Annotated in this window: 24 protein-coding genes and 1 riboswitch; of the genes, 18 read left to right on the top strand and 6 right to left on the bottom strand. The window is 43.8% G+C overall.

Going from position 1 to position 19,606, the window contains the following annotated elements:
• Positions 1–228: 228 nt before the first annotated feature.
• On the top strand, positions 229–447 hold the full coding sequence (locus KW548_08845; protein ID QXX05372.1) for an integrase core domain-containing protein: 219 nt from the start codon (positions 229–231) through the stop codon (positions 445–447).
• A gap of 51 nt (positions 448–498) precedes the next feature.
• Here KW548_08845 and KW548_08850 read toward each other — a convergent pair whose 3' ends face one another.
• Entirely contained in the window at positions 499–1,809 is a 1,311-nt protein-coding gene (locus KW548_08850; GenBank protein ID QXX05373.1) for a hypothetical protein, read from the bottom strand.
• 81 nt (positions 1,810–1,890) lie between these two features.
• Positions 1,891–2,214 carry a hypothetical protein gene (locus tag KW548_08855; protein QXX05374.1) on the bottom strand — a complete coding sequence of 108 codons (324 nt, stop codon included), beginning with the start codon at positions 2,212–2,214 and terminating at the stop codon, positions 1,891–1,893.
• Between KW548_08855 and KW548_08860 the strand changes: the two genes are divergently transcribed.
• Positions 2,201–2,758 (top strand): thiamine phosphate synthase, encoded by a 558-nt coding sequence (locus tag KW548_08860; protein QXX05375.1) that lies wholly within the window; start codon positions 2,201–2,203, stop codon positions 2,756–2,758. The genes KW548_08855 and KW548_08860 overlap by 14 nt on opposite strands.
• A 31-nt stretch (positions 2,759–2,789) precedes the next feature.
• On the opposite strand, the gene KW548_08865 is transcribed toward KW548_08860, so the two are convergent.
• Complete coding sequence (locus KW548_08865) at positions 2,790–4,274, bottom strand: carboxypeptidase M32 (GenBank protein ID QXX05376.1); 1,485 nt, start codon at positions 4,272–4,274, stop codon at positions 2,790–2,792.
• Positions 4,275–4,532: 258 nt separating this feature from the next.
• Between KW548_08865 and KW548_08870 the strand changes: the two genes are divergently transcribed.
• Entirely contained in the window at positions 4,533–5,147 is a 615-nt protein-coding gene (locus KW548_08870; GenBank protein ID QXX08020.1) for a LysE family translocator, read from the top strand.
• A 34-nt stretch (positions 5,148–5,181) separates the two neighbouring features.
• Here the strand turns inward: KW548_08870 and KW548_08875 are convergent, their stop codons facing one another.
• Both KW548_08875 and KW548_08880 read right to left on the bottom strand, forming a co-directional pair.
• Positions 5,182–6,555 carry a sodium:alanine symporter family protein gene (locus KW548_08875; GenBank protein QXX05377.1) on the bottom strand — a complete coding sequence of 458 codons (1,374 nt, stop codon included), beginning with the start codon at positions 6,553–6,555 and terminating at the stop codon, positions 5,182–5,184.
• Between the two features lie 108 nt (positions 6,556–6,663).
• Positions 6,664–6,768: riboswitch (glycine riboswitch) on the bottom strand.
• A 296-nt stretch (positions 6,769–7,064) separates the two neighbouring features.
• Positions 7,065–8,615 carry a hypothetical protein gene (locus KW548_08880; protein ID QXX05378.1) on the bottom strand — a complete coding sequence of 517 codons (1,551 nt, stop codon included), beginning with the start codon at positions 8,613–8,615 and terminating at the stop codon, positions 7,065–7,067.
• Positions 8,616–9,062: 447 nt separating this feature from the next.
• On the opposite strand from KW548_08880, the gene KW548_08885 reads away from it, so the two are divergent.
• Complete coding sequence (locus KW548_08885) at positions 9,063–9,305, top strand: hypothetical protein (GenBank protein QXX05379.1); 243 nt, start codon at positions 9,063–9,065, stop codon at positions 9,303–9,305.
• A gap of 45 nt (positions 9,306–9,350) precedes the next feature.
• On the opposite strand, the gene KW548_08890 is transcribed toward KW548_08885, so the two are convergent.
• On the bottom strand, positions 9,351–9,689 hold the full coding sequence (locus KW548_08890; GenBank protein ID QXX05380.1) for a YggL family protein: 339 nt from the start codon (positions 9,687–9,689) through the stop codon (positions 9,351–9,353).
• A gap of 283 nt (positions 9,690–9,972) precedes the next feature.
• Between KW548_08890 and KW548_08895 the strand changes: the two genes are divergently transcribed.
• From KW548_08895 to KW548_08960, 14 genes are all read left to right on the top strand, one after another.
• Complete coding sequence (locus KW548_08895) at positions 9,973–10,131, top strand: hypothetical protein (protein ID QXX05381.1); 159 nt, start codon at positions 9,973–9,975, stop codon at positions 10,129–10,131.
• A gap of 18 nt (positions 10,132–10,149) precedes the next feature.
• Positions 10,150–10,884: a chromosome partitioning protein ParA gene (locus tag KW548_08900; protein ID QXX05382.1), complete on the top strand. Its 735-nt coding sequence runs from the start codon at positions 10,150–10,152 to the stop codon at positions 10,882–10,884.
• Between the two features lie 353 nt (positions 10,885–11,237).
• Complete coding sequence (locus KW548_08905) at positions 11,238–11,627, top strand: ribosome recycling factor family protein (GenBank protein QXX05383.1); 390 nt, start codon at positions 11,238–11,240, stop codon at positions 11,625–11,627.
• Positions 11,628–11,937: 310 nt separating this feature from the next.
• Entirely contained in the window at positions 11,938–12,456 is a 519-nt protein-coding gene (locus KW548_08910; GenBank protein ID QXX05384.1) for a hypothetical protein, read from the top strand.
• A 173-nt stretch (positions 12,457–12,629) separates the two neighbouring features.
• Positions 12,630–13,559, top strand: coding sequence for a hypothetical protein (locus tag KW548_08915; protein ID QXX05385.1), 930 nt, complete (start codon positions 12,630–12,632; stop codon positions 13,557–13,559).
• Positions 13,560–13,789: 230 nt separating this feature from the next.
• A complete protein-coding gene (locus KW548_08920; GenBank protein ID QXX05386.1) occupies positions 13,790–14,329 on the top strand; it encodes a GNAT family N-acetyltransferase in 540 nt (179 codons plus the stop codon).
• 34 nt (positions 14,330–14,363) lie between these two features.
• A complete protein-coding gene (locus KW548_08925) occupies positions 14,364–14,894 on the top strand; it encodes a GNAT family N-acetyltransferase (GenBank protein QXX05387.1) in 531 nt (176 codons plus the stop codon).
• Positions 14,895–14,947: 53 nt separating this feature from the next.
• On the top strand, positions 14,948–15,124 hold the full coding sequence (locus tag KW548_08930) for a hypothetical protein (GenBank protein QXX05388.1): 177 nt from the start codon (positions 14,948–14,950) through the stop codon (positions 15,122–15,124).
• A gap of 413 nt (positions 15,125–15,537) precedes the next feature.
• Positions 15,538–16,740, top strand: coding sequence for a maltoporin LamB (gene lamB, locus KW548_08935; GenBank protein QXX05389.1), 1,203 nt, complete (start codon positions 15,538–15,540; stop codon positions 16,738–16,740).
• Between the two features lie 178 nt (positions 16,741–16,918).
• A complete protein-coding gene (locus KW548_08940) occupies positions 16,919–17,458 on the top strand; it encodes an AAA family ATPase (GenBank protein QXX05390.1) in 540 nt (179 codons plus the stop codon).
• A 31-nt stretch (positions 17,459–17,489) separates the two neighbouring features.
• Positions 17,490–17,864, top strand: coding sequence for an MmcQ/YjbR family DNA-binding protein (locus KW548_08945; protein QXX05391.1), 375 nt, complete (start codon positions 17,490–17,492; stop codon positions 17,862–17,864).
• A gap of 105 nt (positions 17,865–17,969) precedes the next feature.
• Entirely contained in the window at positions 17,970–18,401 is a 432-nt protein-coding gene (locus KW548_08950) for a GNAT family N-acetyltransferase (protein ID QXX05392.1), read from the top strand.
• Positions 18,402–18,550: 149 nt separating this feature from the next.
• Positions 18,551–19,057 (top strand): peptide deformylase, encoded by a 507-nt coding sequence (gene def, locus KW548_08955; GenBank protein ID QXX05393.1) that lies wholly within the window; start codon positions 18,551–18,553, stop codon positions 19,055–19,057.
• A gap of 34 nt (positions 19,058–19,091) precedes the next feature.
• Complete coding sequence (locus KW548_08960) at positions 19,092–19,487, top strand: NUDIX domain-containing protein (GenBank protein ID QXX05394.1); 396 nt, start codon at positions 19,092–19,094, stop codon at positions 19,485–19,487.
• Positions 19,488–19,606: the final 119 nt, after the last annotated feature.

A 19,606-nucleotide genomic window follows, 5' to 3' on the forward strand; every position in this document is an offset into this window, starting at 1 on the left:
CTGATTGAATATCATGTAGTCACAGAACCACCTCTTCAATATGACTTTGTCTATTCAGTCAATACAGACTTCTATTCATTTGATACTTTTAGTACTCGACGCATAAATCATGAAATGCCTGCGCTTGCGGTGCAGCGACCTTAACCCGTCGTGCATAGTGACCAAGTATGGCAATATAGGCATAGAAAATATCAGAAAACGCTTACTGACGTTGGACTAACGCAAAGTATGTCGCTAAAAGCGAACTATTTAGATAACGTAGTAGTGGAGAACTTCTTCATCTTGCTGAAAACAGACATGTACCATATTCCGCACTGTGAAGGTGCCGATGGTTTGTTCGAACATATTGACGAGTACATCGAGTGCTACAATACGAAACGTATCGAGGTGAAACTAAAAGGCCTAACTCTAACGGAATATCGAAATCAGGCCTTTCTAGTCGCTTAACCGAAATGTCCAACACGGGATCATTTCACAATCGCTGGCTTTTTCATTCAATCACACATCCAATGGTGGCATGCCATGTAAAGACGCAAGTTGTGAGAGTGAGAGATTGCTTTTCGCCAATGAACTGCGGGAGGCGACTGCTGGTTTTACCGCGGCGGGTTTCACTGCGAATTCGTGTCCATCCAATATGCCTTTACCCTTTTTGAGTTCATTGAGTCGAGCGTTAACCACGCCATCGGTGCTGGAGAAATCAATTTTGTAGCTGCCCACATATTCCTGAACGTAATTGGTTGAGAGTGCCTTAAGTTTGTCGATGTAAACCACCGCTTTATCGAACTCGCCTTGGGACACTGCATCCAACTTGGGCGTAAGCAACTGCGCAAACTTCATCGGGTGACCGACAAAACCGCTGCCCATAACCAGTGCAGCGACAATCGGGGTAGTGACAACCGCGTTCTGAAACCACTCAGAAAACCTCTTGTGATCACTGACCAAGCTGCCGTTAGCGGTGCGGTTGTGCCATTCTCTTTTGGCTCTTTTGAGTACTTTGTCAAGTAGGGCGCGCTGAACAAAGAAATCGACCAATTTAATGATGCGTTCCAATACAGAGATGATAAGACTGATGATAGAGCCAATGCCTACGGCAGTTGCTCCCGCGATTCCAGCGACGCTAAGCGCAACACTTTTGATGCCACCGAGAGCGCCAGTAGCAGAGTGGCGAGCCAAAGCTTTGGATATAATGCTTGGGTGGCCCCCCAGTAGTTCGACACCACGACCTTTATAAATCTGAGTAATGAGATCTTTAGACTTTAGGACAGATTTTTTGACTGCAGAGTAAAGAGAAGAAGCACTTCTTACGTGACCCCAACCGGGAATCAGGTCGGCAAATGTGCCGGTAAACTTGCTGATCAACCAACTCCCCACTTCGGCTAGCCATTCAAGGCCATGGAGCAAATCACCGTAAACATGGCGTACTTTATCGAGTAAAGTGCGGAAAAAATCAGACAGTAGGTCTTTGATACCATTTTTCATCGAAGTGGTCACTTTCGCGACTTTAGAAGCGGCCTTCGAAATCTTCTTCGCAGCTTTGCTGTTTTTCAGTTTAGCCATGGTTTCTGTGTTACTGAGTAACCCTACGGCTGCTTGTTTAAAGTCACTGAAAGGCTCGGTCCCGACTACAAAAGCACTAAAAAAATGTGCGTTTGAAATCTTTGCCACCTTAGTAATTTCAGTACTGGCAAGCATATACATCGCGCCCATGCGAGCATCGGCCATTTGGGCTATCTGAACGCCACGAGTCGTGTCAGAAGTATTACCAAAGATTTTGTTTTTGATGAGACGCTTAAGTAGTTTGAATTGCATAGGAACCTCCACTTAACGATATAGAACGCATTGGCCATCTGGGAATCAGCTTCAAGTGAGGCTGGAGGATGTACCTAGATACTAATACATCTCGGGGAGATGATCTTCGGAGTTTGAGTGAAACTTTGATGTTAGAGGTACGACCACTTGATTATTAACCAATAAATAACGAGCATATAAGCACTTAAAGGCAGCCTGTGGATGAAAAGTAAGGTTAGCGATGTTCAAACCATGGCTGATTTTTCCTCTAAGTGGTTTAACGAGTAGGGAAGTCGGTGGCGTTGCAGCAACATCGTTATGATCGTGATTGACAGATGGAGGTGAAACCAAAGCCAGCAAGTAGTAAGATTTCAGCTGTTTATCACAGGGGTTGTAAGAGAAAAGAGTACCAATGTTTTTACCCACAAAGTACGCCATTACCAACAAGGACAAAAGCTTGGATGAGTTAGCGCAATTACTCGCTTTGCTGGGGGCTGATAGTGTGTGTCAGTTAAGAGCAAAGTCATACAGTTTATCGTCTCTAAAGCAAGTAATTGGCTCCTCCGTGAAAGGGATTGTTTTGGTCAATTCTGCTTCCTACGACGGCACGGACTTAGCGCCTTTTCAAGGCGTTCACCTTACCTCGAAAGACCTCTCAGATAAGGCTTTGATTCAGTCGGTTCGTCACAGCGGCGCGCAATATCTGGCGGCATCGTGCCACAATGAGCAGGAGATTGAGCTGGCGAATCAAGCGGGGTGTGACTTCATTACTATTTCGCCAGTGGAAGCGACGAATTCTCATCCTGATGCCACTCCGATGGGTTGGCCGCGCTTTGCGGAGCTATCCAAATTGGCGAACATGCGAACCTTTGCCCTCGGCGGACAAAGTAAACATAATGTAGAACATGCCCAACGCTATGGAGCGCACGGTGTGGCTGGGATTTCAGATTTTTGGCAGGTTGAGAAATGAAAAAGGCTGGTGAATTCACCAGCCTTTGGGTTTAGCCTAAGTAACGATTCTTTAGATGATCTTTAAAGAATTGCGCGTTGAGTGTGTCACCTGTTGCTTGTTTCACCAACTCATCTGTTGTGAGTAAACTTCCCTTGCTCCAGACATTGTCTGATAGCCAGCTAAAGATTGGCGTTAAATCGCCAGCTTGAATGGCTGCATCAACATCGACAGTTTGCTTCATCGCAGCCATAAACTGCGCGGCGTACATGGCACCTAATGTGTAAGATGGGAAGTAGCCGAATGCGCCGTCGGTCCAGTGGATGTCTTGCATACAGCCGTTCTTGAAGTTGTCTTTGGTCGACAATCCAAGGTAAGCCTGCATTTTTTCATTCCACAATTCAGGGACGTCAGTATGTTTGATCTTACCGTTGATCAGGTCGCGCTCAATCTCGTAGCGCAGAATAACGTGAGCAGGGTAGGTAAGCTCGTCGGCATCAACACGAATGAAGTCTTTTTTCACGCGGGTGTAGAGTTTGTGGAAATTTTCCTGCGAGAATAGCGCTGGGTTATGACCACCGAAATGCTTGGCCGCAAAACCTGCCAGATGCGCGATAAAGGCATCGCTACGTCCGACCTGCATTTCAAAAAATAGCGATTGTGACTCGTGAATACCCATAGAGCGAGCTTCACCAGAAGGTAATCCAGCAAGAGATTTTGGTAGCCCTTGTTCATAACGAGCATGACCCGTTTCGTGCACAATCCCCATCAGCGACTGAACGAACTCGTTTTCATCGTAGCGAGTCGTAATTCGTACGTCCGATGGTACACCGCCACAGAAGGGGTGCACACTTTCATCCAGACGTCCATGCTCAAAATCGAACTGCAGTAGCTTCATCACTTCGAGACCAAGTGCTTTCTGCTTCTCCGTCGCGAATTGACCTTCTGGTAAAATAAACTGCTCAGAAGACTGCTTTTCCATCACTTCATCGATAAGTTCTGGCAACCAGCTTTTCACATTGCTAAACAAGGTGTCTAGGGAAGCGGAGCTGGTGCCGGGCTCGTAGATATCCAGCATGGCATCGTATGGAGTGAGTCCGTTTGCTTCTGCTCGGATTTGCGCTTCTTCCTGAGAAAGTTTTACTACCTCAGCCCAGTTCTTCTCGAACCCAACCCAGTCATTGTCACCACGCTGTGTACGCCATGCATGTTCACATTTGGAACCTGCGAGAGATTTAGCTTGCACCAATTCTTCTGGGAGAAGATTGGCTTGCTGCCACTGGCGTTTCAATTCGCGAAGTGTCGCCTTGTCATCGGTACTGAGTGATTCGCCTTCCGCTTCTGCGAACCAATCTGCCAGTTGAGGCTGAGTATGAAGACCATGAATATGAACTGAGAGTTCCGCCATCGCTTCAGAGCGAGCTTGGTTACCACCGCTAGGCATTACCGCAGCTTGGTCCCAACCACAAATAGAAGCAAGATGGCTGAAATGAGAGATTTTTTTAGAATGTGCTTTAAGTTTTTCGAATGCGCTCATAGGTCGCCTTCCGTGACTATTTAACAGAAGGAAAGTGTATCAATCTCACGTAGCCAGACCAAGTACTATCCGGTTATGTTGATGGCAATGAACTTCTCTTAAATCACACTAATTGGAGTATTTAGTGATTTAAATATTATTGACATGGAGAAGAAGAATTCCGCCTCGTGGTTTATTCAAAGATGTTTTAATGATAAGAAGAGGGTTACCAAATGAATTCGAGAAGCGGTATAGAAAGGAGAAGATGTGATTAACAATATGGACGCGTTTCTGATCGCCATTACCATTCTAACGCTAACACCGGGGCTGGACACAGCACTGGTGCTGCGCAATTCTTCCCGAGGTGGAGTGAAAGATGGCGTAGCGACGAGTCTCGGTATTTGTTTAGGCCTGTTTGTCCACGCGACGTTTTCAGCAGTGGGTATTTCGGCTATTTTGGCGCAGTCGGCAGAGGTGTTTAATGCCGCCAAGATGGCTGGTGCCGCTTATCTAATCTGGCTGGGAGCGACAACGTTAAGAGAGGTCTGGAAAGGGGATATAACTCTGTCGAATATGGAGTCTCATACGCATAATCTGGACATAAAACGCTCTCTTCGAGAAGGTTTTTTGTCAAATATTCTCAATCCAAAAACAGCGGTTTTCTATCTTGCATTCTTGCCTCAGTTTATTAATCCAGAGGGTTCGGCATTTTTGCAGTCCAGCTTGATGGCGGCTATCCATTTTGTGATTGCCATGATCTGGCAATGTGGCTTGGCGGGCACTTTGAACTCAGCGAAGAACTTGCTGAAAAGCCCTAAGTTTATGCGCCGGATGGAAGCAACTACGGGAGTGGTTCTGGTTGGCTTAGGTTTGAAATTGATGGTGGAAGAATAAAAAACGGCGGCTTAAGCCGCCGTTTTTTAATTGGTTAGCTCTGCATCTGAGGCTGCTTTACGTTATCGACCGCGGCTGAGAAATACGCTTTCGTTTCTTCAATCACAACATGACGGAGCAAGATCAAACCGATCAGGTTAGGTACCGCCATCAAGCCGTTAACGATATCGGCGATAATCCAAATCATATCTAGGTGTAGGAAAGCGCCTGAGGCTACCAAAGCAAGGAAGATAACCTTGTATGGCAGAACGGCTTTGGTGCCGAACAAGAATACGACACAACGCTCACCATAGTAGTTCCAACCCAGAATGGTTGTGAAGGCGAAGAAGATCAAACCAACAGAGACCAGAATAGGGCCAAGTGTCTCAGCATTCAGGCCAACGGCGAAAGCGTGAGTCGTCATCGCAGCACCGGCAAAGTCACTTTGCCATGCACCAGTCAGGATCAGTGCAAGACCTGTCATGGTACAAATGATGATGGTATCGAAGAAGGTACCTGTCATCGAAATCAGACCTTGTCTCACACACGAATCGGTTTTCGCAGCTGCTGCTGCCATGGGGGCACTGCCAAGACCAGACTCGTTAGAGAACACACCACGAGCAATACCCGACTGGATGGCTAGCATGATGCTCGCACCAAGGAAGCCACCTGTTGCAGCGGTTTGCGTGAATGCAGACACAAGAACCAGCTCGATGGCGCCTAGCAGCTGATTGCTGTTGATGACAATCACGCTCAGACAAGCCAGCACGTAGAATAGCGCCATCGTTGGAACGACTTTTCCTGCGACTTTAGCAATCGACTGAATACCACCCAGCGTGACAAACGCCACTAGTAGCGTCAGTACCACTGCGGATGCTTCTCGCGGCATGCCAAAAGAGATCTCGCTAGCGTCGAGAATCGCGTTAACCTGAGGAAAGGTACCAATACCGAAGCAGGCGACACCCAAAGCGAAGAAAGCGAAGAGCGAAGCGAGCGTACGAGAACCCACCCCATATTGAAGGTAGTACATTGGCCCGCCAATCATCTGGCCTTTGTCATCGACTTTACGGTATTTAACCGCCAATAAGCATTCCGCGTATTTGGTCGCCATTCCGAACAGAGCGGCAAGCCACATCCAGAACAGTGCACCTGGGCCACCGAGTTTTATTGCGGTTGCGACACCAACAATGTTACCTGTACCAATGGTGGCAGAAAGCGCGGTACAAAGAGCGGCGAAGCTTGAAACATCACCTGGTTTTTTGGAATCATCTTTGCTGAAAACCATTTTCAGTGCAGTTGGTAGGTGTCGAAACTGAAGTAAGCCTAAGCGAAAAGTAAAGTAGACACCGGTTCCCACTAACAGGATAAGTAGTGGTGGACCCCAGACAAAGCTGTCGATAGTTTTAAGTAAAGATTGAAGGTTATCCATGATTTCCCTTAATTGATAAAGCATTACTAAGGAGAAGAGTGAAAGGGTAGAGACGACAAGTCTCAACAAACGCTACAGGCAGAAAAGCGATCATAGCTAGGTTGTTCTTTTCACTCCTCTGTCCTTTTGCCTGAGAGTTTCACTACACACATTAATAGTATGAAGCTTGCTCCTTCGGCGACCGATTTAACGGTTCTCTCCAGAGGTTCCTCCAACTACAGTCCTCGCTGTTTTCACAGCACCTGAAAGATTTACTTCTTCGGTAGGTTATTTTGTCCAAATGTTAAAATTTGGTAAATAACCACTCTCCTGCAGTCTTCATTGGAACGATTGCTCGTAAAGTGAGCAAAAGTTGGTTGATAGCACTGGTTGCTACCAACGTGTGAACTCTATCATTATTTATGTGTAATTCAATCAGTTTTTTGCATGAATAACAAAATGAGAAGAATGATTGTTATTGGGAGGGAGTGAATGAGCCCTGGACTAATCCAAAGGCTCTTAGTTAAGGCTTATTGTTTGTTTTGAGTGTTGACGCTAAAAACAACGCTTTCATCCACGAAGTCATACTCAATCTTCGCTGGAGTCACGTCACACAATGCAGAAATCGGCGTTAACGTGCCGCTACTACCATAAAGAAGGGCAAATTTAATAAAACGGCTACGGATATTGTCTTGATCTCCTCTAGGAATCTCTTCTATGTACATTTCATTATCGCGACAGTTACCCGAAAGGGCGATAAAAGTAGAAAACATTATCGGTTCTGAGATAGTCAAATCTTCGATTACAACATCTCGATATGCTTTGCTGACTTCAACGGTTTGGCTGAGATAAACTGTTCCCGCTGATTTCTCAGCGTAAAGGCTTCCGCTCCAACCACTTTGGACAGGGAGGGTATAAGCACCATCGACGTCCGTTTTAACGCTGGAGAGGTAACCTCTGATTTCTGCGTCTTTTAGAGGAATACCATCGTGAGAATACACATAACCTTCGATGTTCACCTTCGGAGTTGGTCGGGTAAACAGATGTGAGTTGCTATTATCTCCAACCAACAATGTGCCCGACTCAAACCCAAAGCTAGATCCATAGCGACTGCTCCCTTCTCCGGTCTGAAAGACTTCAGCCAGTTGCCACGCTAGGTTTGTGCCTTTCTGGATATCGAAACGATAGACTTTGCCAAGTGCGTCATCACCAATCATAAAGGTCGTACGATCTAATTCCACATCGTGGCCAAAATACCCTGTTTCTGCATCGATATCTGCTTGTTTTATGGTTTGCTGAAGATTCCAAGGCTCGTGGGTAAAACGTCTCATGAAGACGTGGACGTAAGAGGTTGCGTAACTACTTACGACTAAAAAGTGTTTATTTACATCAAATGCGAAGCCAAACTGACTAGACTGTGTAGGGGTTTTGTCGGGTGACTCAATGACATCACTTAGTTGCCAGGTACTGAGGTCTTGACTTCGGAAAACAAAAATACGCTCAGCAGAAGACTCACTAACGTACAATTCGTTAGCATAACGACGAACAGTAAACCCTAATGAGTGAAAAGCGGGAGCAGGTAAACTATTGACGTCTAGTTTGTCGACCAGTTGCCATTCACCAGAGCTTCTGAGGTAAACATAAACACTTCTTTGCATGGGATCAGAAATGGTGAGTAGCTGATCATCAAGATAAACAGACTCGCCAAATTGAGACAACTGCGGATCAACATCGTCCGGCAACTCGATTGTAGTAGATAAGGTCCAGTTTGGTTTAAATGCGCTCTCGCGTTCGAACAAAAAGACTTTACGTTCTGAGTTGGAGCCGATAGCTATAAAACGGTCTGTATTGTAGACGTACTTATCAGTGTGTCCACTGCCGGTAACCGGAAGCTTTGGACCAAACTTCCAAACATCCAAATCTTTGAAAATAATTTGATTCCCGATGACGCCGACGTTACGAGACAGCGAAGTTGTTCCTGACACTTTGTCGATTTTTTGATAGTCGGATAAATCAGGAAAGCTAGGTGATGCATTTGTACCTAATGAGAGTAGGGTCGCGAGAATTGCTAAATATCGCATGGAGGTCTCTCCTCACTAATGAAGTAATAATTCATGGTGGAATAAGACTTACAACAAGTTGACTACAAACTAACTTAAGTTCTCGATGAGCATCAGAACAGATGGAAAAGTTGATGATCGCTGCTCTGAAGAAGTTATCTTACATATAAAACAATCATCATATCAATAGTGTTTTGAGTATTTATACTAATTGATATATGTGTAATTTTAATATTATGAAATTATTGATATTTAGAATAATTTTAACCTGTTAGGTTAAATATGTGGAGGGTTTTAGTTGGATTTAAGTAAATCAACACTTTCGTGTCATTATGACACTAATATTTTGGTGTCTTTTAGACTCTTTTTTTGATGATTTATTCCTTGTTTATTGATTTTTATAGTTTTATAAAGTTGGCAAGAAGAATGCAAAGTAGAGAGAAAACAAAATAATCTAGTGAGGTCTCTATGTTTGCTCAACCAACTCGCACCACATTCAAAACACTTTTGACTGTTTCAAATATTGGACTGGTCGTCACTTTTCTCGCACTGGTGGTCAGCGTGCTGATTTCTTATCCATACGCTCACTCCTTCAGCCTGAATGCTCAAATCGCAGCGCATATCAGCACCATCGTAATAGCTGCATTGTTGAAAGTGAGTTATGTGACCAGATGCTTGGCGCAATATAACCTAGGTTTGGAAGTGAAATAGATTCAATATACTTATAGCGCCCTGAGTAGGGCGCTATTGCAAAGCTTAGAAGTAGTTCGCGTCCACCAGCTCGCTCACCTGTACTGATTTCACATCAGCACGCGCATCCAACCATTTCGCAACTTTTGCTTGTTGCTCTTCTGTTACACTTTGGTACCTTTCTGAATGACAGATAAAGCCTTCGAATAACTCAAGACCGCCGCCGCCAAAGCTGAGCCCGAGTGCATCAATGAAATCGATGAACTCGTCAACAAACGCGTCGTAATTATCAAAGTCAGTGATCGTTGTTTCACAGCTGACTTCGAATCCAAGCATCGCGAATTCGCCCACAAAGAGTTTCTTTTGGATGCGACGCTTCTTATTGTCTAACTTAAATGGTTTCATTATTTTGCCTCAGGTTTTCGAGTTAGCTCCTTATACCTCAAATCCGAAGCAAGCCCAAACATAATTCTGCAAAAGAGATAAAATACTAACCTTGTTTGGCAAAGGTCGCGTTTTGTAACGATTAAACCACATGGAAATGGATGCAGCAGGGGTTGGCATGTATATAATTAAACCTAACGAGTGTAAAACAAACTTAACTCTGACCCAATGTTCTCAAAAGGTGGTATAAATGAATAAGTTAACAAGCCATTGAGGTTCGCGAAGAGGCTAACTAGGAGGTGGTATGACAAGATTGATTGCGATTGTTTTTTTAGTGGCGTTGGCATTTGTTCTGATCCGGTATCGAACTAACGAAAAACTGCAAAAATATGTCGTCATTACTTTGATATCAGGCTTTATAATTTACACCGCCACTTTGGTGGTGACCGAACTCATACGCTAAATCAGTAGGAGCAACAAAGTGAACAGCGAGTCTGAAATTGATAACAATGATGATGTGGTGGTTATCGAAGAAAGAGATAAACGCAGCTATTTGTACATCGTTATTGCTGGTGTCTTAGGGCTCGCGTTAGGTGGGTTGGTGGGCTCCGTCGCTACAGCCGGAAAATGGCAAGCTGCTTATGATGGATTGGAAGCCAAGTATCAGTTGCTTGTCGAAGACAAAAAACAGCTGGTTGTCGAAGTCGAAGATAAAGTGGCGAAAGTTGATGATGAAATCGCCAATAAGCTTCAACAAGCCATTGATGAGCAGCAGAAAGAGCACGAAAATGCATTGGCAGCGCTACGCTCGGAGGTTTCTGAATTAGAAAAGGTGAACCTGTCTCTCGAAGAACAATTGAATCAGCAGAAGCAGCAAATTGCGCAAGCGACCCAAGAAAATAATCAGCTGAATCGACAGGCTGATATGCAAGCTACGATGTTTGAGCGATCACGAGAACTGTTTCAACAAGAGCTTAAAGTGAAGCAAGAACTGGAGGCCTTGGAAAAAGAGCGTGAGAATCTCGAGCCCAAAGTAAAAAAACTGAAAAGTGATTGTGATTTGTATCTGGCAGGGACTTCATGGGACGTGAAGTCTGATTCTTGCGATAAGCAAGATGAGGCAAGTTCTCGCTTAAGTCAGGTCAATCAAATGATAAGAGTGCATCAGATGGATCTCAAACAAATGAAGGCACTAACGGACGAGTTAGGCTTGTAACAAGACTGGATTGATATTAAACCTCCCATTGGGGAGGTTTGTTATATCAAAGGTAGGCAATTTGGCGATGAATGCGCGATTCATGAGGCAGATCGTATGTTACTTGGGACAATTGTCCAGATGGGGCACAGCTTGAACATCAAGGTCGTTGCTGAGGGTGTCGAAGACGAACAGTAGTTAGAGGTTCTACGTCAGGAAAACTGCGATGAATATCAGGGCTACCTTTTTTCTCAACCTCTGTGTGGAAAAGAGTTCTTTTCGTTGTTTAATGTCAGCTCTGGAGCCAGTAAAGCCTCGGCATGAGCTAGGTTGTGAGGTAAACTGTTCTTGTTGTTCGTTAGCTGAGCTCTACAATGTCATCAGAAAACCTTGTTATCTCCCTCCCTTCGCTTATTCACAGGATTGGTAGTGAGGCGAACAAACGGCTCCGTATTGTTGTAAAACAGCACGGTTGTGATCTAAAGCGCGTTCGCCGTTCGAGAAACTGGCAATTGATTGGCCAATTCGACGCGCTAAAGGGGTTGTTTAATCACTTATCTCAGCAATCTGCAGAATTCGATTTTGTACTTAATAAGTTGAATGCCCATATGAATCAGAGTGTGGTATCGCGAGAGAACACGAGCGAACGTCTTATAGAGATATTGCTTTCTGACCCGACAATAACACTGACTGATTTAATGGAGCGCACTGGCTGCTCACTTATAGAAGCTCGCTTCGCCAGATTTGAGTCGGAAACCCTATAATTTAGCTTGGGTTATCCAAAGAGCTGATCGTTCCTGTCTACGTGTTGACCAAAAATACAAACATAGTCTTAGGGCTAATGAGTTTGGGGGTGTTTCGGTTGGTGATTTTTATCCGTGAAACATCATTTAGGCTGCATTAGTTCGCTCATTTTATTGAGGGGCTTGTCTCTACTTTAGAACGGTAAAGTCACCCCTCGCAGAATGTTTCGAATTTCACTAAATTGCGAATAACCTTTGGTGGGAAAAGGAATCATTTTGTATAATTCCTTTTATTTTTCAGCTACTCAGCACCTATTTTAAGCAAACTATCATGCCCTTTTTTATACTTGTTGCGCTACTTTCTGTTCTATTAATCCTCTTCTCCATTTACTTCTATTTTGAAGCCAAACGTAAAAAGGAAGCTCAAGACGCGAAAAAAGCATTGACTGTGCGTGTCGAAAAAATGAAGAGGCGATTCAAATCAGAAACTCAACAGTGGATGTTTTATGGTGCATTATCAAAACAGGATGAAAGTACTATAATTCGACTGCCTAACTATTTTTTTGTTTTTCAACCGATAACACCCGCAAACGTCGATCATTACGAACAATCATTGGAAAGCGTTTTGTTAACGGTTAATGAAAAGGTGTTGCTTGTTCCCAATAACAGCGATGATGCCAAAGCACCTAGCGAGCCTTTGTATCAGTTTATCCAGTCCTTACCATCTTCTGCTCAAGGCTACAATGCGAGCTTTTATCGTAATGATCTGCCTGTACTTATTCAAAAGCTAAGAGATGCCGAGATTGAGCAAGTTGATGAGCTGAATCGAGAGGACACAGAGGTTGCTTAACATGGGGTGACGACTTGCCTAAACAAACCCGTCACATTTTATGATGTAACAGCCTATAGCTATTTGTAAATCAATTGATTTTCTTTATTGAGTGTTTACATGCCTTGCTTGTATTAAATAGCATTCGTGAATCATATTGATCTTTTTGATAACAAGTAACTATAGGTTCTTCAATGAAAACAACACTTCTGTTGGCTATACCCTTTGTCTCATTCGCTGCAGTGGCGAATACCAATCCCCATTTGCAAACGTACAATACTCAAGTAAGTCAGACGATATATAAAGGCGCGCGTTTGAATATTCCTGTCAACCTCTCATTGCCATCTGACAGACGACATTTGGCAACGTTAGGCTATGATAACAACCAGCCTTCTTCAATGGATTGTAAGATTAGTATTTACGATAGCGCGAGTACTTTGCTGCACTATCTAGACTGTCGAGCCGGTATTGGTGAGCATACATTTGCTACGCCTATCGCTTACTGGAAAGACGACTATCGAGCTGTGATTTCTTTGTACAATGCGGATTTTTCTCAACCAAGTCAGCGATTTGAGGGAAATTTTCGTTTTAACTTTGGTGAAAGTTCGCGCATCGACAACGATTACCTACCCACGTGGTGGAAAAAAACGTATCAGTCAGTCGGGCTCGATGCCAATACAGATTATGACGGAGACAACTTCAGTTTAATTCAGGAGTATTTCGGTAACAGCAAACCGAACGATGCAAACAGTTTTCCAGACCATGACCCTGTGATTGATTTTGACGAAACACACTCGGCAGGAACATCCATGTATGTTCGTTTTGGTCAGCCTGTAACGGAATGGATCGAACTTACCCCAACTTATAATAAGAAAGTGAAGTCTTTAGAGCTGGTGGTTGAAACAAATGATAATGCCCGAAATCAATCGGTCGTTGCATTCATTCATGATGAGAATGGCAACCGCGTTTATTCGAGCTATCTGAAATTCCCCGGTCGACAATCTGTGGCTTTGGAACAGCCGGTTGATGTAGAAAAACTGAAGATACAACTGGTTGCAAGACACTACTCATCAAACATTTATGCTCACTATAAAGTGAAACTGAATGCCACGTTTACAGAGTAAGCTTTGAACTTCTCGAGAGAGCGCCAATGGGCGCTCTTTTTGATTATTAGCCCTGCACTGACTTTTCGCAGTACGAGATTTTTAGCATTGTTAATGTCGGGTGATGAAACATCGACAAAACTGAGCTGCAATCTTTTGCTCTCAATTAGAAACAACGATAAAGTGCTGCCTATACAGCTACCAGACTCTCTGCCATGAAGGTGGACCAGTAAAATTAAGAAGGAAATTTTGTGTCAGATGCCGTGATCAATATTAGGCCCGCTAAGCCGGATGAGCTGGAAACCATTCATGCTCTTGTGGTATCCAACGATGAATGGACAAAGTTCAATGGACCCTATTTCCCATATTCGCATCCTTCACTTGAACAGTTTGAAAGAGGGTCTTTTCAACGAATGATAAAAGGTGAAGATCTTCAATTGGTGACGGTAAATGATATTCCTGTTGGCACCGTGAGTTGTTATTGGGAATGTGAAGAAACACGCTGGCTCGAAGCTGGAATTGTCATTTACGACTCTGCTTTTTGGGGAAAAGGAATAGCAGCGACTGCAATTCCTCTTTGGGTTACTTATTTGTTTAAAAACAAGCAAATAGAGCGAGTTGGGATGACAACGTGGTCAGGAAACCCTCGCATGATGTCACTTGCACTCAAGCTTGGTTTTCAGCAAGAAGCTCGACTGCGAAAAGTAAGATACTTCAATGGCGAGTATTATGACTCAGTTAAATACGGAGTATTGCGTTCAGAGTGGCAAAAACTCCACTCAATAAGTTAACCAATTACTATCTACATGTTTGATGGTGGCTTTTATGGAAACACAGAGGATTAAATTAACCCCGCCTTCTTTAGAATATTCAGAATCCATGTTTACTGTTATTGAAGATAGCAAAGAGGAGTTTGCTCCTTTTCTTCCTTGGGTCACGGATGTATTAACACTGGCCGATATTGAGGAAAACACTAAAACTGCGTTAGTGAACTTTGAGCAGTTTGTAGATGAGTTTTGGTTCAACATTATCGAAAAAGCAACTGGGCAGTTTATCGGTGCAATAGGCTTTATTGTTAGAGATAAAAGTGTCCCTTATTTCGAGATCGGATATTGGCTACGCACCTCGAAGACAGGAAAAGGGTACGTTACAGAAGCTGTTAGTCTGGTTGAGCGATACGCATTCCGCGTTCGCTCTGCAAGGAGACTGGAAATAAAAATGGCTGAGTCAAATATTAAAAGTCAGGCCGTGGCAACGCGGTGCGGTTATCACTTTGAAGCTTGCTTGGTCAATGGCAGACGACTGCCTAGTGGCGATTTGGATAACACCTTAATCTATGTGAAAACACATTTATAGCCATTTTGAGGTCAAGTTAAAGCCTTAAGTGGTGAGAAGCCAACACAAGGTGCGTGAAAAGTGAAAAGGATGTTCTAGGGTTAATTGAAGTCACCAAACAGCTTCCCATTATAGACGTACCTATCTCTGATATCAGAGAGCTGGATGAAGAATTTTGGTATGAACTCGGTGGGGCGAAACCGACTTGCCGGAGTGTTCTGGAGCATGCAGCTTTAATTAACTATGTCTAGGTTACGTGTCGAAATTTAATGATAAGCCCGAGCTTGAAGAGTTTGGTTGGCTCAAGAGAGAGGAGCTCAACCAATTGATTCATAAAGAAAAGTGGTCACAGTAAGTGGCCGCCTTATTTTGATTTTGTATAATTAATCAATGCCTTAAATGGTTTAGCACTCCAAATTTTTCCATCTCCCCCTAATTTCTCCTTGAACAAATTATGAGCCCTTTACTCGGTTGTCAAACCGATAACTAGCTCACTTATTAATAATCTTAATAGTTATGGCGATCACAATAATCGTGCTGATTACTTTCCTTGATTAAATTATCACTTCAGGATGGGATCGATCCCATGGGATTGTTCCCATAAATCATAAAATATACAAACTTGAGTGAATCAATTGAGCTTTAACGCTACAAGGAAAGGATTATGAAACTATTACCTATTGCCAGCGCACTTTCCGTTGCCATCCTGTCAACCAGTACATTAGCCGCCACTTCTCCCGTCGAATTTTATGGCTACATGCGTGGTGGTGTCGGGCTGAGTAATGAGGGCGGTTCTAACAGCAAGTGGGAGGTAAACAAAGTCGGTCGTCTTGGAAACGAAGATGATCTGTATGGTGAATTTGGCCTGAAAAAAGAAGTGTATGCAGAAGACGATGTGTCATTCGTTGTTGACTCGATGCTTAAATACTGGGAAGGGCAAGACCAAAACTCCAAAGATCGCAGTGTTGAGGTAGCACAGCTGAATGTTCAGGCAACAGGTTTATTTGAAGATAAAGACATCACTATCTGGGCGGGTGAGCGTTACTACCAGCGTCACGATGTTCATATCGTAGATAACTACTACTGGGACGTCAGCGGTATCGGTGGTGGTGTTGAACACATTAATATGGGGCCGGGTAAGCTGTCCGTTGCGCTTCTACAAGATACTGTGGCTGGTGACTTAGATGATGGTCAGGAAACGACGGCGGTTATTGCCGATGTTCGATACGCTGGTATCCCAATGTGGGAAAATGCAGATTTGGAAGTCGGCTTGGATTATCACGCGGGTAACGAACGTAGTGGTCAGTCACTAGATGCCGACAACAGCCTGATGTTTACGGCAAGCCTTCAACAATCATTAGATAATGGCTTTAATAAAACAATCCTTCAGTTAGCGAATTCTGGTTACGCGGAGCAAATGACGACATTTGGTCATGGTAATGGTCTGGTTCGTGATGCCGCAAACAATGATGCGAAAGGCTATCGTCTGATCAACTGGGGTGTGGTTTCTGTTGGAGACAAAATTGAATTTGGTCACTCTATCCGTTATGCCGCAGCCACAGATGTTGATGGTACTGCGACGGATGACTCCACACTCAGCGTAGTAGTTCGTCCGCTATACAAATGGAACGATAGAATGCGTACTATCCTGGAAATTGGTGGTTTCTCAGAAAAGATTAATAACGTAGATAGTGCAGGTAGCAAGTTTACTGTTGCACAAGCTTGGGTACCTAAAGCGGGTTTTTGGTCTCGACCTGAGATTCGCGTATTTGCTACTTATCTGAATGATGCAGAAAATGATAATGCTTTTGGTACAGGTAAGGACACGGAAATCAGTGTTGGTATGCAGGTAGAAGCTTGGTGGTAAGCGCTTCGTAGTCCACTAACTTTTCTTGCTGGGCGGGATAGAATTATCCCGCTTAAACTCTTCAAGGTAGCTCTTCTCAGATTTCACTTCTTTCTTGATAACACATCATTGCTGTACCATTAGTTTTTCGCTAAGTCGCAATAAAATAAGATTTATCCATTCAGCTAATAGGAATTCAATGAAACGTTTTATTGTATTTACAGGTGGGCCTGGTTCAGGGAAAACATCGGTTATAGAGCACCTGCAAAGTCAGGGGTACAAGACCGCGGATGAAGTTGGTCGACGAGTGATTCAACAACAGGTTGAGAGCGGTGGTAATGCCCTTCCATGGTTGGATAAAACCGCTTTTCGTGACGCTATGGTTTCGGCAGAAATAGACAAGTATCGTCGAATTGGTGTTGGGGAAGAGTTCGTATTTTTCGATCGAAGTATCGTTGATAGTTACGGTTACAGCTTATTAGAAGACTTGGCTCTGACTGAGTGTCTCACACAGCACTGCAATCAACTCAGGCACAATCTACAGGTGTTTGTTTTCCCTCCTTGGAAAGATATATTTGCCAACGATGCGGAAAGGAAGCAAGACTTTGCCGAAGCCGTGGCCACTTATGAAAAAATGCGCGAAGCGTATCAATTGTTTGGCTACACCTTAACGGAAGTACCGAAAGTTAGCATTGAGCAACGATCACGATTTGTTCTTGATGCGCTAAGCTCTCGTTAACCTCAATCTATAAGTGACTGAAGAGATAAGTATGACTTACGAGCAGTTTAATCAGTTTTGTTCTGAGCTTCCCGCGACTACGCATATCGTGCAATGGGGGGATTCTCATGTTTGGAAGGTGGGAGGAAAGGTATTTGCCGTAGGCGGTTGGGGCAAATCGGACAAACCCGCCTTTACGTTTAAAACCTCCCCGCTAAATTTTGATTTTCTCAGCGAGCATGACGGGTATATTCCTGCGCCTTACTTTGCGAACCGAGGAATGAAATGGATTCAGCAAGTAGAAACGTCAGGTGAACTCGATGAAGAACTAGAGTACTACTTGCGCGAGTCTTATCGGTTGGTGGCGTCAGGTTTGAGTAAACGTAAGCAAAGTGAACTTGGGTTGAACTTGGAAGCGAATCGTTAGCATCCTGTCATTTCTTTTCTTCAATCTATACATTGTTCCTTTCGGTTGCTAGGATCCGCATTCGCGGCTGCACATGGATACAACTTACGAATCAAGTGACTCATTATGAATGTAGAAAATGTGCTTCCTGAACATTTTGCAGAGATGCTGGATGTTTGGGAAAACTCAGTCCGAGCGACTCATGACTTCATAACAGAAGAAGATATTGAGTTTTTTAAACCTATTATCATTGAACAAGCTTTCCCGGCCGTCACACTGAAGTGTATAAAAAATGAAACCGGCAACATTCTTGGCTTTGTCGGTGTTCATGAAGCAAAAGTAGAAATGCTGTTTGTGTTAGACGCCGCGAGAGGCAAGGGAGTGGGGAAAGCATTATTGCAATATGCCATTAAGCATCTTGGTGTAAACAAAGTAGATGTGAATGAGCAAAACCCAATGGCGGTCGACTTTTATAAACACATGGGGTTCCATGTCGAGTCGCGCTCACCTGTTGATGATATGGGGAAACCATTTCCACTTTTGCATATGACGCTCTAAGTTCCGGTTTGTCGTCACTCAACCTGTCAGAAGAAACGCTCAAAGCTAATAACTTTGAGCGTTTCCGTATATATATTAATAATTTACAGTGATTTATATCGACTTCATGGTAGATTATCTACGCAATAAATTTTGACATAAGGAAACCAATGGCTGTTTTAAAGATTCTGACCGCACCTGATCCAAGGCTGAAGATCAAAGCTGAAAAGGTATCGGACATACAATCCGTTCAATCCCTAATCGATGACATGCTGGAAACCTTGTATGCCACAAGCAATGGAATTGGTTTGGCGGCAACTCAAGTCGGCCGCCGTGAGTCTATCGTCATCATCGACCTGTCGGAGAGCCGCGATCAGCCTCTGATACTAGTCAACCCAGAAGTGGTTGAGGGTAAGAATTTAGCTATGGGGCAAGAAGGGTGTTTATCCGTCCCGGACTACTATGCTGATGTTGAGCGCTACACATCCGTTGTCGTTGAAGCATTAGATAGACACGGAGAACCTGTAAGGATTGAAAGTGATGATTTTCTTGCGATCGTCATGCAACATGAAATTGATCACTTGGCAGGTAATCTGTTTATTGACTACCTTTCCCCATTGAAGCAGCGTATGGCATTAAAAAAAGTGAAAAAACACATCAAGGCAATGGCAAACTAAACATGAAAAATGATAAAGACAGGGAGTAGACTTAATGCAGCCTTTTGAATGTGTGTCTTTTCTTTTGGTGGATAACAACCAAATATTGGTTGAAAAGAGGTCGATAGATAAAGCGAGTGACCCTGGCCTAACCTGTATTCCCGGTGGACATATAGAGGATAGCGAAACTCAGCCACAAGCCCTGTGCCGTGAGCTAAAAGAAGAATTAGATATTACTGCAAATCAATACCATTACTTGTGTTCTCTTTACCATCCCACCTCTGAGCTACAGCTACTGCATTATTACGTAGTTAGTGAGTGGCAAGGTGAGATTAAAGCATTGGAAGCAGAGAGCGTAAGTTGGGAAAAGCTTGAATCAGATTCAGTTTCGATTGAGGCAGATAAGCGAGCGATAGAAGAATTCAAGAGAGTGAATCACCATCTTTGTTAGCAGCAGGGGCTGGCAAAAAACTGAACAGAGGTTTTTCTTTCGAGTCCTAATTCGTATTGCTGATGGCAACGATTCTAAACTCAGGCTTTGTGATGGAAAATAGACGCGAGGTGACTTGG

The sequence above is a fragment of the Vibrio neptunius genome (assembly GCA_019339365.1).
Classification (GTDB): domain Bacteria; phylum Pseudomonadota; class Gammaproteobacteria; order Enterobacterales; family Vibrionaceae; genus Vibrio; species Vibrio neptunius.